The following is a 17,457-nucleotide window of genomic DNA, read 5'->3' on the forward strand; positions in this document are numbered from 1 at the left end:
GGGCAAGCCGCAAGTTCATCGTTGACCGCCAACCCGGGAAGGGTCCCGCAAGGCAAGCAGTACAAACTTCATTCAAAGGAACCACACCATGTCTATCGAAAAAGTCCTCTACCGCGCCAACGCCACCGCCACCGGAGGCCGCGAAGGCCGTGGCGTCAGCGACGACGGCAACCTGGACGTCAAGCTGACCACCCCGCGCGAACTGGGCGGCGCCGGCGCCGCAGGCACGAACCCCGAACAACTGTTCGCCGTCGGCTACTCGGCCTGCTTCCTGGGCGCCATGAAGTTCGTCGCCAACCGCGACAAGATTGCGATCCCGGCAGACGTGTCCGTGAACGGCACCGTCGGCATCGGCGCGATCCCCACCGGCTTCGGCATTGAAGTCGAACTGAAGATCTCGCTGCCGGGCCTGGACCGCGCCGAAGCCGAAAAGCTGGTCGCAGCCGCACACATCGTGTGCCCGTACTCGAACGCCACGCGCGGCAACATCGACGTGACGCTGACGATCGTTTGAGGTTGACGTTGCATTGAGGGTGATGTGACGGGGAAGTGGGCCTTGCAGGGGATGACCGAGTTGGTCGGTTGCCTGCATAGGCCCATTTTTTATTGGGCGACGCCGAGTGCTTCGTAGGTCGCCCGACGCCGCGGTCACCGTGGGCACGATCGCCCACGATTGCGGTCCGGAGCCTTCGCTCCGGACTACCCCGTTGTCATCTTCGTCCGCCTTCGGCTCCCTTCAGATTCCCTCGGGCGCATCGACGGCGCTCGCACCCACGGTGACCGCGACGCCGTGCTGCGAGGGTCTTTGGTTTGCGCGCTACAAGACCTGTGGACAGGGCAGGAGATCTGCGGGGCCGCCGAATTGCTGCCGCCCGGGCGGCGGCAATCGGCATCGGGGCAGTGGGACGTCGTGGCGGCGGGCGCTTGCGCGCGGGCGCAAATCGGTTTTCGAATGACGCTCGGCAGGGGGGGGAGAGCGGTGATGGGCGGCGCGGCGACGGTCAGCTACAACTTGCCGGTCCGTACGCGCCGCCCATCGGGCACCGGGGTTCAAGTGACGATTAATGCCGTGGCTGCCTGAACCTGCCAAGAGCGTCTGCGGCTGCCGGTGTCTGACACCCTTGGGAGACGCCCTCGGTGTGAAGCGAATCTCAGCAGGGTGTCAGACACCTTGTATCTTGGCCACTGTAGTGATTAGCTATCGCTACAAGCGGACCGATGAGCGTGTTCAGACACCTAGAGCCTGGACTTTGTGGTTCAGATTACGCCTCGGTTCCGCACCTCTGAGCCGGCTGGACACTGGACGGTAGCCTAGGGCATTGGACCCTGTATGTACAAGGCAAGTGGGCGCAGCGGGCTTCTTTGGTATTGGCAAGGGAGCTTAGGTTTATGTTTTTTCTCGGAATTGACGTTTCTAAGGCGAAGCTGGATTGCGCGCTGCTTGGCAGCGATGCCAACAAACGCAAGACCAAGGTCGTACCCAACTCGATAGCGGGCGTGCAGACGCTGCTGCAGTGGTGCGCCAAGCAGGGAGCCGAGCCGGCGCAGTTGCATGCCGTGCTCGAGCCCACAGGGCAATACCATGAGCAGGCTGCCACGGCCCTGCATGACGCTTCGGTCAGTGTCTCGTTGGTCAACCCTGCCCAGGTGCGCGACTTCGCTGGGGCGCTGGCGGTGCGCTCCAAAACCGATGGAATCGATAGCTACGTGCTGGCCCGCTACGGTCAGGCGCTCAAGCCTGGGCTGTGGCGCCCCGCACCGCTGCATGCCCGTCAACTACGGGCCTTGTTGGCTCGGCGCGACGCGCTGGCCAAGGATCTGCAGCGCGAACTCAATCGCCAGGAGAAGACGCAGTTCAGTGATCCACCCGTGCTGGTCGAGGGATCCATAGCCAAAACGATCGCGTTCCTGCGCGAAGAGATCAAACGCCTGGATCATGCGATCAATGACCACATCGACCGCCACCCGGACCTGAAGGAGGATCGGGAACTGCTGACCAGCATCCCCGGCATCGGGGATCGAGCGGGGAACTCGATCCTGTCGATCATGCATAACCGACCTATCGAGTCAGCCGAGGGCTTGGCCTCCTACCTGGGGGTGGTGCCGGTGCAACGCCAGTCCGGCACCAGTCTGAACAGCCGGCCGCGGCTATCTAAAACGGGTCCCAGCACGGTACGTGCCACCCTCTACATGGCCGCTATCGTCAGCAAGCGCTTCAACCCACACGTTGGTGCGCTTTACGCGCGGCTCTTAGCAGCTGGAAAGAGCAAAATGGCCGCGCTAGGCGCGGCCATGAGAAAGCTGGTGCATCTATGCTTCGGCGTGCTTAAAACTCGGACACCGTATCGGCCCGACTACGCCTGAACGCTTGACGGTCAAGACGGTATCTAGACATATTAATGCCGCGGCTGCCTGAACCTGCCAAGAGCGTCTGCCGCTGCCGGTGTCTGACACCCTCGGGAGACACCCTCGGTGTGAAGCGAATCTCCCCAGGGTGTCAGACACCTAGAGCAGAAGCAGCCACACGCGAAGCGTCATCGCCCCGACGCAAGACGCCGCGTAAGCCCCCGAAGGCCGCCCGCGCGGCCGCCGCGGGCGGGCCCCGCAAGATCTTTCTCTCTCCCCCCACCGTGGGCAAGAACCTAAAGAACCCCACTCGCCCCGCAGACCGCACAGCTGAATCTACAAGAGCCCGTCGCAGCGGGGGCCGAGGCGCGCGGGGCGTGTAGATGCGCCCGAGGGAAACCGAAGGGAGCCGAAGGCGTACGAGGTTGACGAAGGGGTAGTCCGGAGCGAAGGCTCCGGACCGCAATCGTAGCCCCGCGCGCCTCGGCCCCCGCTGCGGCGGGCGTCTAAAGAACCACCCTCAACGCCAGCCAAAAAAAAACCCCAAAAAACCTCAATGCGACCCACCCAAATAAGACGCCACCACCGCCGGATCATGCTTCAGTTTGTCCGCACTCCCATGCACAGAAATCCGCCCATTCTCCAGCACATACCCATAATCCGCGACATTCAACGCCGCCGCCGCGAACTGCTCCACCAGCAGCATCGTCACGCCTTCTTCCTTGAGCCGCGCAATGATACGGAACACTTCCTCCACCAGAATCGGCGCCAGTCCCATCGACGGCTCGTCCAGCAGCACCAGCTCCGGGTTCAGCATCACCGCACGCGCCATCGCCAGCATCTGCTGCTCGCCGCCCGATAACGTGCCTGCCAGCTGATCGCGCCGTTCCTTCAGCCGAGGGAAGAGATCCATCGCCCGCCCCAGATCCGCCTGCACGTCACCCTTCGGCCGGCTGCCCGTCAGGCGAGGAAACGCGCCCAGCAGCAGGTTGTCCGTCACCGACAGCGTCGGAAACACCCGGCGTCCCTCCGGCGAATGCGCCAGTCCCAAGCGGGCAATCCGATGCGACTCCAGCCCGTCGATGCGCTTGCTGCCCAGCGTGATCTCCCCCGCCGTCGGCCGGATCATCCCCGACAATGCCCGCATCGTCGTCGTCTTGCCGGCCCCGTTCGACCCGATCAGCGTGACCACCTTTGCCTTGGGCACCTCCATGCTGATGCCGTGCAGCACCTTCACTTTCCCGTAGCCTGCTTCCAGATTCTTGATCGATAGCATCTTGTTGTCCCCTTGGCGTCAGGCGGGCGCGCCGCCCAGATACGCCTCGATCACCTTGGCGTTGCTTTGCACTTCATTTGGCAGCCCTTCGGCGATCTTCTGGCCGAAGTCCAGCACCGACACGGTGTCGCACACGCCCATCACCACGTCCATGTGGTGTTCGATGAGGATCAGCGTGATGCCGTGATCGCGCACCTTGCGGATGATGGCCAGCAGCTCCACGATGTCGGGCGCCGTCAGGCCGGCCGCCGGTTCGTCCAGCAGCAGCAGTTGCGGATCCAGCGCCAGCGCGCGTGCGATCTCAAGCAGGCGCTGCTTGCCGTAGGGCAGGTTGCGCGCTTCTTCGTTGGCCAGCGACTCCAGCCCCACGAACTCCAGCAGCGCCATGGCCCGCGCCCGGGCGCCCTGTTCTTCGGTCTTCCACTTGGGCGTGCGCAGCGCGATGGCCGCCAGGCCCGTCGTGAAGGTGTGGTGCAGGCCCACCAGCACGTTCTCCAGCGCGGTCATCTCGCCAAAGAGCTGCACGTTCTGGAATGTGCGGGCGATGCCGGCCTCGGCGATATGGGCCGGGGGCAGGCCGACAAGCGACTTGCCGGAAAACTCCACCGCACCGGCGGTGGGCACGTAGATGCCGGTCAGCACGTTCATCATCGTGCTCTTGCCGGAGCCGTTCGGTCCGATCAGCCCGTGGATCGTGCCGCGTTTGACGGTCAGGTCCACTTCGTTCAGCGCCTTCAGGCCGCCAAACTGCATCAGCACGCTCTTGGCCGCCAGCAGTGTCTCGCCTTTGCCGGCTACTGCGTCGGGCACGGCGTCCTGTTCCTTCACCAGGTCCTTCTTCACCGTCAGCGCGGCGCGGCGCGTGGAGAAGAACAGGTTGCGCACGAAGCCCACGATGCCGTCGGGCAGGTAATACACGACGAACAGGATCATGGCGCCGAAGATGGTCAGACGCCAGTCGGTCACGGCCTCCAGCCAGTACGAGAAGACTGCCAGCACGATCGTCCCGATCACTGGCACCGCCACCTTGCGCGGTTCGGTGCGGCCTTTCGAGATGGCCACGGCGCTGCCTACCGTCACCAGGATCGCCACCGCCAGCGCGATCAGGCGGAACGTGCCGATGTCGTCCAGCATCTTGGGCAGCAGCACGATGATCGACGCGCCCAGCAGCGCGCCGGTGCGGCTCTTGCGTCCGCCCATGATGATGGCCAGCAGGAACAGGATCGTGAGTTCGAAGTTGTACGTGTTGGGCGAGATGTACTGTTCCGAATACGAATACAGCGCGCCCGCCAGCCCGGCAAATCCCGCACTGATGACGAACGCGATCACCTTGTGGCGGTACACCGACACGCCCATGCAGTCCGAGGCGATCGGGCTGTCACGCAGGGCTTCGAACGAGCGGCCCAGGTGCGACTTCAGGATCCGGTGCACCACGATCAGCGAGATCACCAGCAGCGCGGCGACCAGCCAGAAATACTCGGCCTTGGTCAGCACGTGTCCGGCGATGGACGGCTTGGAGATCTTGATGCCGAGCGGGCCTTCGGTCAGGAAGGTCATTTCGTTGATCAGGATCTGGATGATCGTGCCGAATGCCAGCGTCACCATCGCCAGATAGGGGCCCGTGACGCGCAGCGCCGGCAGGGCCAGCACCGCGCCGAACGCGGCGGCGATGAGGATGGCGGCGGGTAGCGTCAGCCAGATCGGAATCTGCAGGTGAAAGACCAGAACGCCGGCCACATACGAGCCGATGCCGAACAGGCCTGCGTGGCCCAGCGACACCTGGCCGGTGTATCCCACCACGATATCGAGCCCGAACAGCAGGATCGAATAGATCATGATGGTTTCAATCAGGTGCAGGTAATACGTGTTGGTCACGCCCAGCGGCACGGCGGCCAGGCAGGCCACGGCCACGATGGATAGAAGAAGGTGCAGGGGTTTCATCGCTTACACCTTCTTGATCGCGGTCTTGCCGAACAGGCCGGCGGGCTTGAAGGTCAGCACGAGCAACAGCAATACCAATCCCGGCACGTCTTTGTATCCCGTAGATAGATAGAAACCGGTGGTCGTCTCGGCGATCCCCAGGATCAGCCCGCCCACCACGACGCCCATCCCGCTGGACAGGCCGCCAATGATCGCGACGGCAAATGCCTTCAGGCCGAGCACCGCGCCCATCGTGGCGCCGGTCAGCGTCAGCGGCGCGACCAGCACGCCTGCGAACGCCGCGGTCAGCGACGAGAGCGCGTACGAGAACGTGATGACCATGCCCGTGTTGATGCCCATCAGGCCGGCCGCGTCGCGGTCGTTGGATGTGGCGACGAAGGCCTTGCCGTAGATCGACTTGCGGTTGAAGATTTCCACCAGGATCATCATGCCCAGCGCGCCAAACACCACCAGCAACTCCATCGGCAAGACGTTCGCGCCCAGCACCTGGATGGGCGCCTCGGGCAGCGGCGAGGGAAAGCGCAGGTCGTCGCGGCCCCAGATGTTCTCGGCCACGTTCTTGAAGATGATGCCCAGCGCAATGGTGGCCATGATCCAGCCGAATTCGGATCGCGTCTTGATGGCGGGCCGCACGCCCACGCGCTCGACCAGCGCGCCCTGCGCGAAGCCGAAGATGCAGACGATGGGAATCATGACCCAGTAGTTCACGCCCAGTCCGACAAGCGTCAGACCGACGAGCGCACCCAGCATCAGGGCTTCGCCCTGGCCGAAGTTCAAGGTGCCGGACGTGGCGAAGGTGAGCTGGTAGCCGAAGGCAATGACCGCGTAGATCATGCCTAGCGCGATACCGCTATAGATGAGCTGTAGAAGAATCATGGTGTGTGTCTTGAGGCGCTGTGTTCCGTCCCAACCCCCTTGGGCAGAACGCTGTTTTCAGGCGGCTGCATGCCCCGCGCCCTGAGCTTGGGGCGCGGGCGGCGGCGGCCGGGCAGCCGCCGCCTTCCTGCTTGTTGGGATTAGTTGGCCTTGACGACCCGGCCGCCCTTGACCTCGCCGATGACCACTTCCTTGGCGGTGATCGCGTCGTGGTTGTCGTGCGAGAAGGGCTTGTTGTAGGTCATCACCACGCCCTCGACCGGGGTCTGCAGGTTCTCAAGCGCTTCGCGCACCTTGGGACCGTCGGTGGAGTTTGCCTGCTTGATGGCGGCTGCCAGCAGGAAGATCGAGTCATAGCCCTGCGCGGCCGACACCGGCGAGTCGATGCGGTTGTTCTTGGGCTTGAACTTGGCCAGGTACGCGTCGATGAACGCCTTGCGCTTGGGCGTGTCCGGGTCCTGGATGAAGGTCTGCGGCATGCGCGCGCCTTCGCCGTTGGCGCCGGAGTTGTCGATGTAGTTGGCCATGGACAGCGTCCAGCTGCCGATGATCGGCACCTTCCAGCCCAGCTTGGTCATGCCGTTAGCGATCTGCGCCAGCTCGGGGCCGATGCCGTAGGTCAGCACGGCTTCGGCGCCCGCGGCCTTGGCCTTGAGCAGCTGGGCCGTCATGTCGACGTCCTTGATGTTGAACTTTTCGACGGCCACGGGCTTGATGCCCTTGGCGTCCAGCGCTTTCTCCAGATCTTCGCGGCCCAGCTGGCCGTAGTTGGTGGAGTCGGCCAGGATCGCCACTTTCTTGAAGCCGCGGCGCGTGATCGCTTCTTCGACGATCATCGGGGCCTGGATGCTGTCGTGCGCCGCGTTGCGGAACACGTAGTTGTCGGGGTATTCCGGCGCCTTGAACTGATGCGTGATCACGCTGCCGGTGGCCACGTTGTTGAACACCGGAATCTTGGCGTCCTGGTAGAAGCGCTGGGAGGCCAGCGCCACGCCCGTGTTGATGTAGCCGACGGTGGCGGTCACCTGTTCCTTGTTGATCAGCTCCTGCGCGATCTGCACGCCGCGCTCGTTCTTGGCTTCGTCATCGCGTTCAACAGCGACGAGCTGGCGGCCGAGCACGCCGCCGTTCTTGTTGATCTCTTCGATGGCCAGGCGCACGCCGTCGCGCATGCTGACGCCCATGGAGGACGAGCCGCCGGTGTAGGGGCCGGCCACGCCGATCTTGATGGGGTCGGCGGCGTAGGACGCGGCCGATACGGCAAATGCAAGGGTTCCTGCAAGCAGCTTCAAACGAAAATCCATGGATGTCTCCGTTGTAATTGGGTGAACTGCGTGGAAAGCCGTGTGCCGGCGCCAGTCGGCGTGGGGTGTTTTGTTGGCGCGCTCCTTTATTGCGTGTCGTGACTGTCTGCTTAATCGCTTACGCGAATCTGACCCGGCGGCGCTTTTCCGCGTAAATACCTAGTGCCGCTGCAAGGTTCCTTTCAGACTGCTGAACGTCTTTAGCCTGATGGCGGGCCCGCAGCTGCATCGGTGCGCCGGGCGCGCGCAGACGTGCTGGCCGCATCCTAGCGATCAGGGTGCGGCGTCGTGCGGAAATTCATTCCGCCATCGAGTGGAAATTTATTCCTGACTGGCCTCGGGCCCGCATGGCCATTGGGCTGCGCGCTGGCAGACCTCGGTCAGCCATAGGGAAAACGCCTGGACTGCGCCGCCAGGTGCGCGTGTGGTTTCGGTGCACAGGTAGTACTGCGACTCGCCGGGGATTTCCACGTCCAGCAGGCGGACCAGCTTGCCTTCGTCCAGCCACTCGGCGGCCAGCGACCGGCGCGTCAGCGCCACGCCCTGGCCCGCGCGTGCGGCGGCGAGCATCATGCCCAGGTCCACCAGCCACACGCCGCGCGACGGCTCGGGCCAGTCCAGGCCGGCGGCCGCCAGCCAGGGACGCCACGGTTCCATCGGACAACGCAGCAGGTCCGCGCGCGCCAGGTCCGCCGGCCGCAGGAACGGGCCACGCGCTGTCTGGTAGCCGGGTGAGCACACGGCGAACACGGGATCGTGCGTGAGGGGGTGCGCGTTCAGGCCGGGATACTTGCCGCTGCCAAAGCGGATCCACACATCGGCGTTGGGCGGCATGATGTCCAGGTAGGGAATGGACAGCATGATCTCCAGTTCGACGTCGGGGTGCGCGGCGGTGAAGCCGGGCAGGGCGGGGATCAGGACCTGCCGGGCGAACGTGGGCGTGGACACCACGCGCAGGGTTTCCAGCTTGGGTTCGTTGCGCTTGTGCAGCGAGGCGTCCGACAGCAGGTCGAGCGCCGTGCGCACCTGCTCCAGGTATTCGCGTCCGGCCGCGCTCAACGTCGCGCCGCGGCTGCTGCGGATGAAGAGTGTGACGTCAAGCAGGGTTTCAAGCGAGGCGATGCGCTTGCCGATGGCGCTGGCGGTGACGAAGAGTTCTTCGCTGGCCCGCTCGAAAGAGCCCAGGCGGGCGGCGGCTTCGAACGCCTGGATGGCGGCGAGCGGCGGCAGGCGCACATCTTTGGAAGATGAAGGTCCGCGCATGGAGCGGTGGCGGGCCGGTCCCGCGCCCGACAGAAAGTGGTGAGGCCCCGATTATAAAAGTGCGGGGGCGGGCACGCCGTGCCCGTACTGGCGCAGCACCTGAGCGATCTCCACGCGATAGCCGTCCAGCCATTGCGATTGCGCCGCCTTGGCTTCCAAATGCGCCGGATGCCGGATCAGCGCGTCCAGCGCATCGAGCGTGTCCCAGTAATACACATTGGCGAACAGTCCCCGGGTGGTGTCTTGCCAGGACTCTTCACCGAGGTAGCCAGGCATCGCGCGGGCCGCCTGCGCAATGCGCTGGTCCAGTTGATGGAACGCATCGTCGAACTGCTTTTTCGCGAAGATGAAGGTGGATGTGTACATGGCGGCGCCTCAGACGCCCTTGACCGCCAGGCTGACCGCCAACCCGGCCATGACTGCGGCGATGACGCCGTCCAGGACCCGCCAGGCCGTCGCGCTGGCAAAGAACGGGGCGAAGAGGCGCGACCCGATGCCCAGCACGGCGAGCCACAGCAGGCTGGCCGTGAAGGCGCCGGCCGCGAAGGCCATGCGGGCGTCTTCGAAGCCATGCGCCAGCGAGCCCACCACCACCATGTCCAGCCAGAAATGCGGATTGAGCAGCGAAAAGCCCAGTGCGCCCAGCATGGCGGCGCGGCGCGACGGCACCACGTCGCGGGCGGCGGCCAGGCCACCCGTGGCCGTCCAGGCGCGGCGCGCGGACTGCGCCGCGTACCAGGTCAGGAAGGCCACCCCGAACCACAGCACGGCGGTGGTCAGCCAGGGGAACCACGCGGTCAGTGCCTGCAGGCCGGACACGCTCGCGAAGATGAACACCAGGTCAATCAGCGCGCAGATGGCGACGACGCTGAGCAGGTGCGCGCGCATGAGGCCCTGGCGCAGGATGAACGCGCTTTGCGCGCCCACGACAGCGAACAGGCCGAGGCCCGTGGCCGTGCCGCTGGCCCAGGCGGTGAGGAAGGCGGGGGATGACAACGTGGCAAACATGGAAGGGATACCTGTGAAACCGGTGACTGCAACGCCTGTGGCGGCGCTTCTATGGGTTGCCGGGCGCGTGGAGCGGGCGGCATGGTGTGATTTTCCCTTGCCATGCATGTGAAATACAGCTAATTTTCCTTCACTATATTAAGCGCAGCTAATGTCATGAGAATCGATCACGGCAACCTGCGCGCACTGGCTGCGGTGGTGCGCGAAGGAAGTTTCGAGCGCGCGGCGCTGTCGCTCAGCGTCACGCCGTCAGCGGTGTCGCAACGGATCAAGGCCCTGGAAGACCGCATGGGCCGGCTGCTGGTCCAGCGCACCGTGCCCGCCGCCGCCACGGCCGATGGCCAGGTGCTGGTCCAATTGGCCGAGCAGACCGCCTTGCTCGAGCACGATGCGCTGAACCGGCTGGGCGTGGCCGATGACGACATCCCCCACGCCAGCATCCCGATCGCCGTCAATCACGACAGCCTGGAAACCTGGTTCGTCGACGCCGCCCTGCAGTTCGCCGCGCGCACCCGCGCCACGCTCGACATGCTGTCCGAAGACCAGGACCACACGGCCGCCCTGCTGCGCAACGGTTCCGTGCTGGGCGCCGTGACCACGCTGGCCGATCCCGTGCAGGGTTGCCGCATCCATGCGCTGGGCAGCATGCGCTACGTGGCTACCTGCACGCCCGACTTCCACAAGCGCTACTTCGCGTCGGGGGTCAATGCGCAGACGCTGGCCCAGGCGCCCGTCCTGGTGTTCAACCGCAAGGACGCCCTGCAGGCGCGCTTTGCGCACAAGATCGCCGACCCCGCGCCGTGGGAGCCGCCGGTCTGGTGGGTCCCGTCCACACGCGCATTCGTACAGGCGACGCTGGGCGGGTTGGGTTGGACCATGAACCCGCTGCCGCTGGTGCAGGAACACCTTGATGCCGGTCAACTCGTCCTGCTGCGCGGCCGGGCGTGGGAGGACGTGCCGCTCTACTGGCAGCATTGGCGGGTAAACTCCGAGGCCATGGAAGCCTTGACCGACGCGGTGCTGTCAGCCGCCCGCAGCCTGGTCAGGCGCCGTTAACGTCTCAGGAGGACACGCATGAACATCCGCAAGTTTGCCGCCATTGCCGCGATTGGCCTGTGCACCGCCGGTTCGGCGTGGGCCAAGGACTACAAGGTGGGCCAGGTCGAAATCGACGATCTCTGGGTGCGCGCTTCCGCGCCGGGCCAGGCCAACGGTGCGGGCTACATGGATATCGACAACGACGCCAAGGCACCGGACCGCCTGCTTTCCGTGACATCGGACGCCGCCGAGCGCGTGGAGCTGCACACCGTGCAGACCGAGAACGGCGTGTCCAAGATGCGTCAGGTCGAAGGCGGCATCGCGCTGCCCGCCGACACCGAGGTCAAGCTCAGCCCGGGCGGCTACCACGTCATGTTCATCAAGCTGAAGGCGCCGTTCAAGGACGGCGCCACCGTGCCCGCCACGCTCAAGTTCGAAAAGGCGGGCGAAGTGGCGGTGCAGTTCAAGGTCATGCCGGCCTCGCACAACCCCGGCATGAGCCACGGTCATGGCGGCATGAAGCACTGATCCTGACGCATTCTGGCAAGCCCGCGTCCCCAGGGCGTGGCAGTCTTGCCAAGCGGCTGCGGCCTTGCCGCCGCCAATAAAAAGGCCGACTCGAATGAGTCGGCCTTTTGTTTGGTCCGCCCGCTTCTGCGGGCGAGGGTCAGCGGGCGGCGATCAATACAGGCCTTGCTGGCGCATGGCGTCCGCGACCTTCACGAAGCCGGCGATGTTGGCGCCGTCCAGGTAGTTCACGTACTCGCGCTCGGAGTGGCCGTGACGCACGCAGTTTTCGTGGATGTCGCGCATGATGGCGTGCAGGCGGGCGTCCACTTCCTCGCGGGTCCACGACAGGCGGGCCGAGTTCTGCGCCATTTCCAGGCCCGACACGGCCACGCCGCCGGCGTTGCTGGCCTTGCCCGGCGCGTACAGCACACGGGCGGCAACGAAGGCCTTGGCGGCTTCGAGCGTGGCGGGCATGTTCGCGCCTTCGGCGACGGCCAGCACGCCGTTCTTGATGAGCGTCTGCGCATCCGACAGTTCCAGCTCGTTCTGCGTGGCGCAGGGCAGGGCGACGTCCACGGGCACATGCCACGGGCGCTTGCCGGCCTCGTACTGCAGGCCGAATTGGCGGGCGTAGGTGTCCAGGCGGCCGCGCAGGTCGTTCTTGATGTGCATCAGCGCCACGAGCTTCTCGTGGTTGAAGCCGGCCTCGTCGACGACGGTGCCGTTCGAATCCGACACGGTGATGACGCGGGCGCCCAGGGCCATCGCCTTCTCGATGGCGTATTGCGCCACGTTGCCCGAGCCCGACACGGAAACGCGCATGCCATCAAAGGACTTGCCCACGCGCTTGAGCATTTCTTCGGCGAAGTACACGGTGCCGTAGCCGGTGGCTTCGGGACGGATCAGGCTGCCGCCAAAGGTCAGGCCCTTGCCGGTGAACACGCTGGCGGTCGAGTTGGACAGCTTTTTCATCATGCCGGCCATGAAGCCGACTTCGCGCGCGCCCACGCCGATGTCGCCGGCCGGCACGTCGGTGTCCGGGCCCAGGTGGCGGTACAGCTCGATCATCAGCGCCTGGCAAAAGCGCATGACTTCGGCATCGGACTTGCCCTTGGGATCGAAGTCCGAGCCGCCCTTGCCGCCGCCCATGGGCAGCGTGGTCAGCGAGTTCTTCAGGGTCTGTTCGAAGGCGAGGAACTTCAGGATCGACAGGTTCACGGACGGGTGAAAGCGCATGCCGCCCTTGAACGGGCCGATCGCCGAGCTGTGCTGGATGCGGAAGGCGCGGTTGACCTGGGCGCGGCCCTGGTCGTCGGTCCAGCACACGCGGAACTGGATGACGCGCTCGGGTTCGACCAGGCGTTCGAGCAGGGCGTGTTCAGCGTAGTGGGGATGCTTCTCGACGAAAGGCCACAAGCTGAGCATCACCTCCTGGACGGCTTGCATGTACTCGGGTTGCTGCGGGTCGCGCGCGGCGACGCCACGCAGAAAGTCGTCCAGACTCTGCACTTTCACCATGATCTCCTCGGGGGTGCTTCGAATAGGTGCGGAAATTGCGCCAGATTGGGGCGCGGTCAGTTTGTTTTGGTGCAAGACTGCACCGGTATGGTGCGGCGATTGTAGGGGCAAAATGTTGCCCTGCGCAAAGCGAAAAACCGCGCCATCATGTTGATAACAAACGGATTTTTCGAAGCAAAAATCGGGGACGTATTTCCGGGTGGGCGTCTCGGGATGCGGAATCCAAAGGTGCGCGGTTGGGCGTGATGCTTGAAATATCAGGGGAAATTAATGTGTCCCCGTTTTAAATGTCTGCCTCGTCATAGAGGCGGCTGCCCGTGCCCTCAGGCCACGAGGTCATTGTCAGGCCGCTTGCATGCGCAGCGGCCCGTGTCTCGCACGTAATACGACCCCAATTAAATATTGAGAAAAATCACGCGCGCAAGGTGGTGTCGTAATCGATCGTCAACGGCGCGTGATCCGAGAAGCGCTCGTCCTTGTAGATGGCCACGTTACGCGCCTTGGCGGCGATGCCCGGCGTGGCGATCTGGTAGTCGATGCGCCACCCGACGTTCTTGGCCCAGGCCTGGCCGCGGTTGCTCCACCAGGTGTATTGGTCCGGACGGTCATCAATGGTGCGAAACACGTCCACAAAGCCGCGCTTGTCGAAAACGTCCGTGAGCCACGCGCGCTCTTCGGGCAGGAAGCCCGAGTTCTTCATGTTGCCCTTCCAATTCTTCAGGTCGATTTCCTTGTGCGCGATGTTCCAGTCGCCGCAGATGACGAATTCGCGGCCGGTCGTCTTGTGCTCATGCATCAGGGCATCGATCCACGGCCCGAACCGGTCCAGGAAGCGGTACTTCGCCTGCTGGCGTTCGTCGCCGCTGGAGCCGGAAGGCAGGTAAGCGCTGATGATCGACAGATCCTTCCAGTCGGCGCGGATGATGCGGCCTTCGTTGTCGAACTCTTCACAATCAAAGCCGTTGTTCACGCGCTCGGCGGCATCTCTCAGGTAGATGCCCACGCCGCTGTAGCCCTTTTTCACGGCGTGATGAAAGTGGCCGGTGTAGCCGGGCGGATGGCGCAGGTCGTCGGTCAGGTCCTCGTGGGAGACCTTGATTTCCTGCAGGCACAGCACGTCGGCGGCGTGCTTTTCCATCCACGGTTGCAGGCCCTTCTTGAAGGCGGACCGGATGCCATTGAGGTTGATCGACGTGATGCGCAGCAAAGCGAAACTCCTGTAATGCGGCCGCAGGGGGGCGGACAATGCCAGGAATTTAACCGACTCGGCGGCGCCATCCGGGAAAGTCCCCGACAGCGGATAAAATGCGGGGTCTGCCACCTACCGGAACCCCTTGCATGCCCGCCGCCCAGTCCTCCGTCACCGCCCTGGATTTCGTCCGCTTCGCCTTGAACGAGGGCGTTCTGCGCTTTGGCAGCTTCAAGGTCAAGTCGGGCCGTATCAGCCCCTATTTCTTTAACGCGGGCCTGTTCAACAATGGCCGCTCGGTCGGCAAGCTGGCGCAGTTCTACGCGCAGGCCCTGCTGGATTCCGGCGTCGAGTTCGACATGCTGTTTGGCCCGGCGTACAAGGGGATCCCGCTGTCCACCGCCACCGCCGTGGCGCTGGCCGGCCATCCTGACATGCAGGGCCGCAGCGACGTGCCGTTTGCCTACAACCGCAAGGAAGCCAAGGACCATGGCGAAGGCGGCACCCTGGTCGGCGCGCCGCTCAAGGGCAAGGTCGTCATCATCGACGACGTCATCACTGCCGGCACGTCGGTGCGCGAATCGGTGGAAATCATCCGCGCCGCGGGCGCAGAGCCGGCCGCCGTGCTGATCGCGATGGACCGCATGGAGCGCGCCGGCCCGGACGACGCCTTGTCGCCCCACTCGGCCGTGCAGGACGTGGCCAAGACCTATGGCATCCCCGTGGTCGCGATTGCTTCGCTGACCGACATCCTGGCCTTGCTGCAAGACGATGCGGCGTTTGCCGAGAACCGGGATGCCGTGCTGGCGTATCGGACGAAGTACGGGGTGAAGTAAACGGGCCGGTTTGCCGGAAGCAACACGTAGGGCGGCCAGTGGCCGCCCATTTCATTGGCAAAGATAATGCGCGACGGGTTCGGCGACCCCATGGGGTTGGCCGAACACGGTAACGCCGCTGGCACGCGCCGCGTCCGCCAGCTTTCGGTCGAAGGTGGCCAGACAGGCGCGGTGCCGAAGGGAGAGCTCGAGATAGCTCGCGTCGTAGGCGGTCAAGCCATGGGTGCGGGCGATCTCGCAGGTGCGCGCGATGTGGTGAGCGGCATCGTCGTGGTCTGGGCGGAAAGGCAGGCTGTCCAGAAGCTGGTTGAATGCAGCGACCTGATCCTGCGAGATACGCCGGCTGCGCTCGGCACGCAGAACGCCATTGGCGACCTCGACGCGCCAGATGTGAGGCACCGTGTTTTGCGAGCCGTGGGCGACGTCGAGCAGGTGCCGGGCAAGGAGCGATTCGTGGACATCCACACGATCGAGCAGCCATGCAAGCGCGACCGACGCATCGGGTACCAGATTGAAGGTGTTCATTCTCTCCCTTCTTCGATCCATTCGCGGATGGTTTCGTGAGAGACGGGGGCTGCTGTCTGCAGGCGCTTCATGGCCTCAAGGGCGTCGTGCGCGTCGAGCGAGGTTTCGGGCAGGACGGGCGTCAGCCTGGCACGGCGCACGCCGTCGACCGCGATGATGAAGTGCTGCCCCTGGTTGAGGGCCTGCAGGTAGTCGGTGAATCGGTGCAGCAGGTCGTTGCTGCTGACCTCGATGTATTTCATGGCCAAGTCTCCGGCGAATTCGACCAGATCATTCTTGGCCAAGCAAAAGGCCGCGGCAAGATGCCGCGGCCTTTGACTTAGTCTGATATTGCGCCGGTCCCCCGTTTGGCGAACCGGCAGCCCATCAACTATCCAACTTCTGCTTCAGCAAGTCATTCACCTGCTGCGGGTTGGCCTTGCCGCGGGCGGCCTTCATGATCTGGCCGACCAGGGAGTTGAACGCCTTTTGCTTTCCGGCTCGGTACTCCTCGACGATGGCCGGGTTGGCGGCCAGCACCTCGTCGATCATCGCGCCGATGGCGCCCGTGTCGCTGATCTGTTTCAGGCCGCGGGACTCGATGATGGCGTCGGCGTCGCCGCCGTTCTCGCCGGCCCACATGGCGCCAAAGACCTCGCGGGCGATCTTGTTGGAGATCGTGCCGTCGATGATGCGGCCGATCAAGGCCGCCAGCGCGGGCGCGGCGACGGGCGATTCGGCGATGGTCTTTTCTTCCTTGTTGAGCACCGCGGCGACTTCGCCCATGACCCAGTTGGACGCAAGCTTGGCCTGACCGGCCGGCAGCGCGTGCGCCACGGCCTCAAAGTAGGCGGCCAGGTCGCGGCTGACGGTCAGTTGGGCCGCGTCGTAGGCGGGCAGGCCGTATTCCGATTCAAAGCGCGCGCGCTGGGCGGCCGGCAGTTCGGGCATGGCGGCGCGGACCTCGTCCACCCAGTCGCCGGAGATCACCAGCGTGGGCAGGTCGGGATCGGGGAAGTAGCGGTAGTCGTGCGCGTCTTCCTTGCTGCGCATGCTGCGCGTTTCGTCGCGGTCCGCGTCGTACAGACGCGTTTCCTGGACCACGGTGCCGCCGTCCTCGATCAGCTCGATCTGGCGGCGCGCTTCATAAATGATGGCGCGTTCCAGGAAGCGGAACGAGTTGACGTTCTTGATCTCGGTGCGGGTGCCGAATTCCTTCTGGCCCACCGGGCGCACCGACACGTTGGCGTCGCAACGGAACGAGCCTTCCTGCATGTTGCCGTCGCAGATGCCCAGCCACACGACCAGGCTGTGCAGCGCGCGCGCATAGGCCACGGCCTCGGCGGCAGAACGCATTTCAGGCTCGGTCACGATTTCCAGCAGCGGGGTGCCGGCGCGGTTAAGGTCGATGCCGCTGGCCGGGGCGCCATTGGCCAGGTTGAAGTCGTCGTGCAGGGACTTGCCGGCGTCTTCCTCGAGGTGGGCGCGCGTCAGGTTGACGGTCTTTTCTTCTTCGCCCACGAAGAACGACAGCGAGCCGCCCACCACCACGGGCAGCTCGTACTGGCTGATCTGGTAGCCCTTGGGCAGGTCAGGGTAGAAGTAGTTCTTGCGCGCAAAAACCGAGCGCGGCGCGATCTTGGCGCCCACGGCCAGACCGAAGCGGATGGCGCGTTCGGCCGCGCCGCGGTTCATGACCGGCAGGCTGCCCGGCAGGGCCAGGTCGACTTCATTGGCCTGCGTGTTGGGCGCGGCGCCGAATTGCGTGCTGCTGCCCGAAAAGATCTTGGAGTCCGTGGAAAGCTGCGTGTGCGTTTCCAGGCCGATGACGATTTCCCAGTTCATGTT

At 64.6% G+C, this 17,457-nt stretch carries 17 protein-coding genes; 5 read left to right on the top strand and 12 right to left on the bottom strand.

What is annotated here, in order from left to right; genetic code table 11:
- Positions 1-88: 88 nt before the first annotated feature.
- Together FBY20_RS12355 and FBY20_RS12360 are read left to right on the top strand one after the other, a co-directional pair.
- The gene (locus FBY20_RS12355) at positions 89-514 is read left to right on the top strand and encodes an organic hydroperoxide resistance protein (protein WP_056327382.1); all 426 of its coding nucleotides are present in this window, start codon (positions 89-91) and stop codon (positions 512-514) included.
- 875 nt (positions 515-1,389) lie between these two features.
- Positions 1,390-2,364: an IS110 family transposase gene (locus FBY20_RS12360; protein ID WP_142051405.1), complete on the top strand. Its 975-nt coding sequence runs from the start codon at positions 1,390-1,392 to the stop codon at positions 2,362-2,364.
- A 535-nt stretch (positions 2,365-2,899) separates the two neighbouring features.
- Here FBY20_RS12360 and FBY20_RS12365 read toward each other — a convergent pair.
- The 7 genes from FBY20_RS12365 to FBY20_RS12395 form a co-directional block, all read right to left on the bottom strand.
- Positions 2,900-3,622 (bottom strand): ABC transporter ATP-binding protein, encoded by a 723-nt coding sequence (locus FBY20_RS12365; protein WP_142052410.1) that lies wholly within the window; start codon positions 3,620-3,622, stop codon positions 2,900-2,902.
- Between the two features lie 18 nt (positions 3,623-3,640).
- Entirely contained in the window at positions 3,641-5,563 is a 1,923-nt protein-coding gene (locus FBY20_RS12370) for an ATP-binding cassette domain-containing protein (RefSeq protein WP_142052413.1), read from the bottom strand.
- Between the two features lie 3 nt (positions 5,564-5,566).
- Positions 5,567-6,439 (bottom strand): branched-chain amino acid ABC transporter permease, encoded by an 873-nt coding sequence (locus tag FBY20_RS12375; protein WP_006216335.1) that lies wholly within the window; start codon positions 6,437-6,439, stop codon positions 5,567-5,569.
- 140 nt (positions 6,440-6,579) lie between these two features.
- Positions 6,580-7,743 carry an ABC transporter substrate-binding protein gene (locus FBY20_RS12380; protein WP_056319508.1) on the bottom strand — a complete coding sequence of 388 codons (1,164 nt, stop codon included), beginning with the start codon at positions 7,741-7,743 and terminating at the stop codon, positions 6,580-6,582.
- 321 nt (positions 7,744-8,064) lie between these two features.
- Positions 8,065-9,006: a LysR substrate-binding domain-containing protein gene (locus tag FBY20_RS12385; RefSeq protein ID WP_174245410.1), complete on the bottom strand. Its 942-nt coding sequence runs from the start codon at positions 9,004-9,006 to the stop codon at positions 8,065-8,067.
- 51 nt (positions 9,007-9,057) lie between these two features.
- Positions 9,058-9,372: an antibiotic biosynthesis monooxygenase gene (locus FBY20_RS12390; protein WP_056319514.1), complete on the bottom strand. Its 315-nt coding sequence runs from the start codon at positions 9,370-9,372 to the stop codon at positions 9,058-9,060.
- Positions 9,373-9,381: 9 nt separating this feature from the next.
- Positions 9,382-10,014, bottom strand: coding sequence for a LysE/ArgO family amino acid transporter (locus tag FBY20_RS12395; protein WP_056319516.1), 633 nt, complete (start codon positions 10,012-10,014; stop codon positions 9,382-9,384).
- A 156-nt stretch (positions 10,015-10,170) separates the two neighbouring features.
- Between FBY20_RS12395 and FBY20_RS12400 the strand changes: the two genes are divergently transcribed.
- Positions 10,171-11,070, top strand: coding sequence for a LysR family transcriptional regulator ArgP (locus tag FBY20_RS12400; protein ID WP_056319519.1), 900 nt, complete (start codon positions 10,171-10,173; stop codon positions 11,068-11,070).
- Positions 11,071-11,088: 18 nt separating this feature from the next.
- Positions 11,089-11,580 (top strand): copper chaperone PCu(A)C, encoded by a 492-nt coding sequence (locus tag FBY20_RS12405; protein WP_062838924.1) that lies wholly within the window; start codon positions 11,089-11,091, stop codon positions 11,578-11,580.
- Between the two features lie 153 nt (positions 11,581-11,733).
- Here the strand turns inward: FBY20_RS12405 and gdhA are convergent, their stop codons facing one another.
- Both gdhA and FBY20_RS12415 read right to left on the bottom strand, forming a co-directional pair.
- Positions 11,734-13,080: an NADP-specific glutamate dehydrogenase gene (gdhA, locus tag FBY20_RS12410; protein WP_056319526.1), complete on the bottom strand. Its 1,347-nt coding sequence runs from the start codon at positions 13,078-13,080 to the stop codon at positions 11,734-11,736.
- A gap of 412 nt (positions 13,081-13,492) precedes the next feature.
- Positions 13,493-14,287 carry an exodeoxyribonuclease III gene (locus FBY20_RS12415; RefSeq protein ID WP_056319529.1) on the bottom strand — a complete coding sequence of 265 codons (795 nt, stop codon included), beginning with the start codon at positions 14,285-14,287 and terminating at the stop codon, positions 13,493-13,495.
- Positions 14,288-14,418: 131 nt separating this feature from the next.
- Here FBY20_RS12415 and pyrE point away from each other — a divergent pair, with 131 nt between their 5' ends.
- Positions 14,419-15,105 carry an orotate phosphoribosyltransferase gene (gene pyrE, locus FBY20_RS12420; RefSeq protein ID WP_056319532.1) on the top strand — a complete coding sequence of 229 codons (687 nt, stop codon included), beginning with the start codon at positions 14,419-14,421 and terminating at the stop codon, positions 15,103-15,105.
- Positions 15,106-15,156: 51 nt separating this feature from the next.
- Here the strand turns inward: pyrE and FBY20_RS12425 are convergent, their stop codons facing one another.
- The 3 genes from FBY20_RS12425 to gatB form a co-directional block, all read right to left on the bottom strand.
- Entirely contained in the window at positions 15,157-15,630 is a 474-nt protein-coding gene (locus FBY20_RS12425; RefSeq protein WP_142052416.1) for a type II toxin-antitoxin system VapC family toxin, read from the bottom strand.
- On the bottom strand, positions 15,627-15,872 hold the full coding sequence (locus tag FBY20_RS12430; protein ID WP_056319758.1) for a hypothetical protein: 246 nt from the start codon (positions 15,870-15,872) through the stop codon (positions 15,627-15,629). The genes FBY20_RS12425 and FBY20_RS12430 overlap by 4 nt, the downstream gene beginning before the upstream one ends.
- A gap of 124 nt (positions 15,873-15,996) precedes the next feature.
- The gene (gene gatB / locus FBY20_RS12435) at positions 15,997-17,454 is read right to left on the bottom strand and encodes an Asp-tRNA(Asn)/Glu-tRNA(Gln) amidotransferase subunit GatB (RefSeq protein ID WP_056319760.1); all 1,458 of its coding nucleotides are present in this window, start codon (positions 17,452-17,454) and stop codon (positions 15,997-15,999) included.
- Positions 17,455-17,457 lie beyond the last annotated feature (3 nt).

This window comes from Achromobacter sp. SLBN-14 (assembly GCF_006715415.1).
In the GTDB taxonomy this organism is placed as follows: domain Bacteria; phylum Pseudomonadota; class Gammaproteobacteria; order Burkholderiales; family Burkholderiaceae_B; genus Achromobacter; species Achromobacter mucicolens.

What these genes read in the sequence shown, in the direction of transcription:
- FBY20_RS12355 (WP_056327382.1), top strand. Translation starts at nt 89, where the DNA reads ATGTCTATCGAAAAAGTCCTCTACCGCGCCAACGCCACCGCCACCGGA.
- FBY20_RS12360 (WP_142051405.1), top strand. Translation starts at nt 1,390, where the DNA reads ATGTTTTTTCTCGGAATTGACGTTTCTAAGGCGAAGCTGGATTGCGCG.
- FBY20_RS12365 (WP_142052410.1), bottom strand. Translation starts at nt 3,622, where the DNA reads ATGCTATCGATCAAGAATCTGGAAGCAGGCTACGGGAAAGTGAAGGTG.
- FBY20_RS12370 (WP_142052413.1), bottom strand. Translation starts at nt 5,563, where the DNA reads ATGAAACCCCTGCACCTTCTTCTATCCATCGTGGCCGTGGCCTGCCTG.
- FBY20_RS12375 (WP_006216335.1), bottom strand. Translation starts at nt 6,439, where the DNA reads ATGATTCTTCTACAGCTCATCTATAGCGGTATCGCGCTAGGCATGATC.
- FBY20_RS12380 (WP_056319508.1), bottom strand. Translation starts at nt 7,743, where the DNA reads ATGGATTTTCGTTTGAAGCTGCTTGCAGGAACCCTTGCATTTGCCGTA.
- FBY20_RS12385 (WP_174245410.1), bottom strand. Translation starts at nt 9,006, where the DNA reads ATGCGCGGACCTTCATCTTCCAAAGATGTGCGCCTGCCGCCGCTCGCC.
- FBY20_RS12390 (WP_056319514.1), bottom strand. Translation starts at nt 9,372, where the DNA reads ATGTACACATCCACCTTCATCTTCGCGAAAAAGCAGTTCGACGATGCG.
- FBY20_RS12395 (WP_056319516.1), bottom strand. Translation starts at nt 10,014, where the DNA reads ATGTTTGCCACGTTGTCATCCCCCGCCTTCCTCACCGCCTGGGCCAGC.
- FBY20_RS12400 (WP_056319519.1), top strand. Translation starts at nt 10,171, where the DNA reads ATGAGAATCGATCACGGCAACCTGCGCGCACTGGCTGCGGTGGTGCGC.
- FBY20_RS12405 (WP_062838924.1), top strand. Translation starts at nt 11,089, where the DNA reads ATGAACATCCGCAAGTTTGCCGCCATTGCCGCGATTGGCCTGTGCACC.
- gdhA (WP_056319526.1), bottom strand. Translation starts at nt 13,080, where the DNA reads ATGGTGAAAGTGCAGAGTCTGGACGACTTTCTGCGTGGCGTCGCCGCG.
- pyrE (WP_056319532.1), top strand. Translation starts at nt 14,419, where the DNA reads ATGCCCGCCGCCCAGTCCTCCGTCACCGCCCTGGATTTCGTCCGCTTC.
- FBY20_RS12425 (WP_142052416.1), bottom strand. Translation starts at nt 15,630, where the DNA reads ATGAACACCTTCAATCTGGTACCCGATGCGTCGGTCGCGCTTGCATGG.
- FBY20_RS12430 (WP_056319758.1), bottom strand. Translation starts at nt 15,872, where the DNA reads ATGAAATACATCGAGGTCAGCAGCAACGACCTGCTGCACCGATTCACC.
- gatB (WP_056319760.1), bottom strand. Translation starts at nt 17,454, where the DNA reads ATGAACTGGGAAATCGTCATCGGCCTGGAAACGCACACGCAGCTTTCC.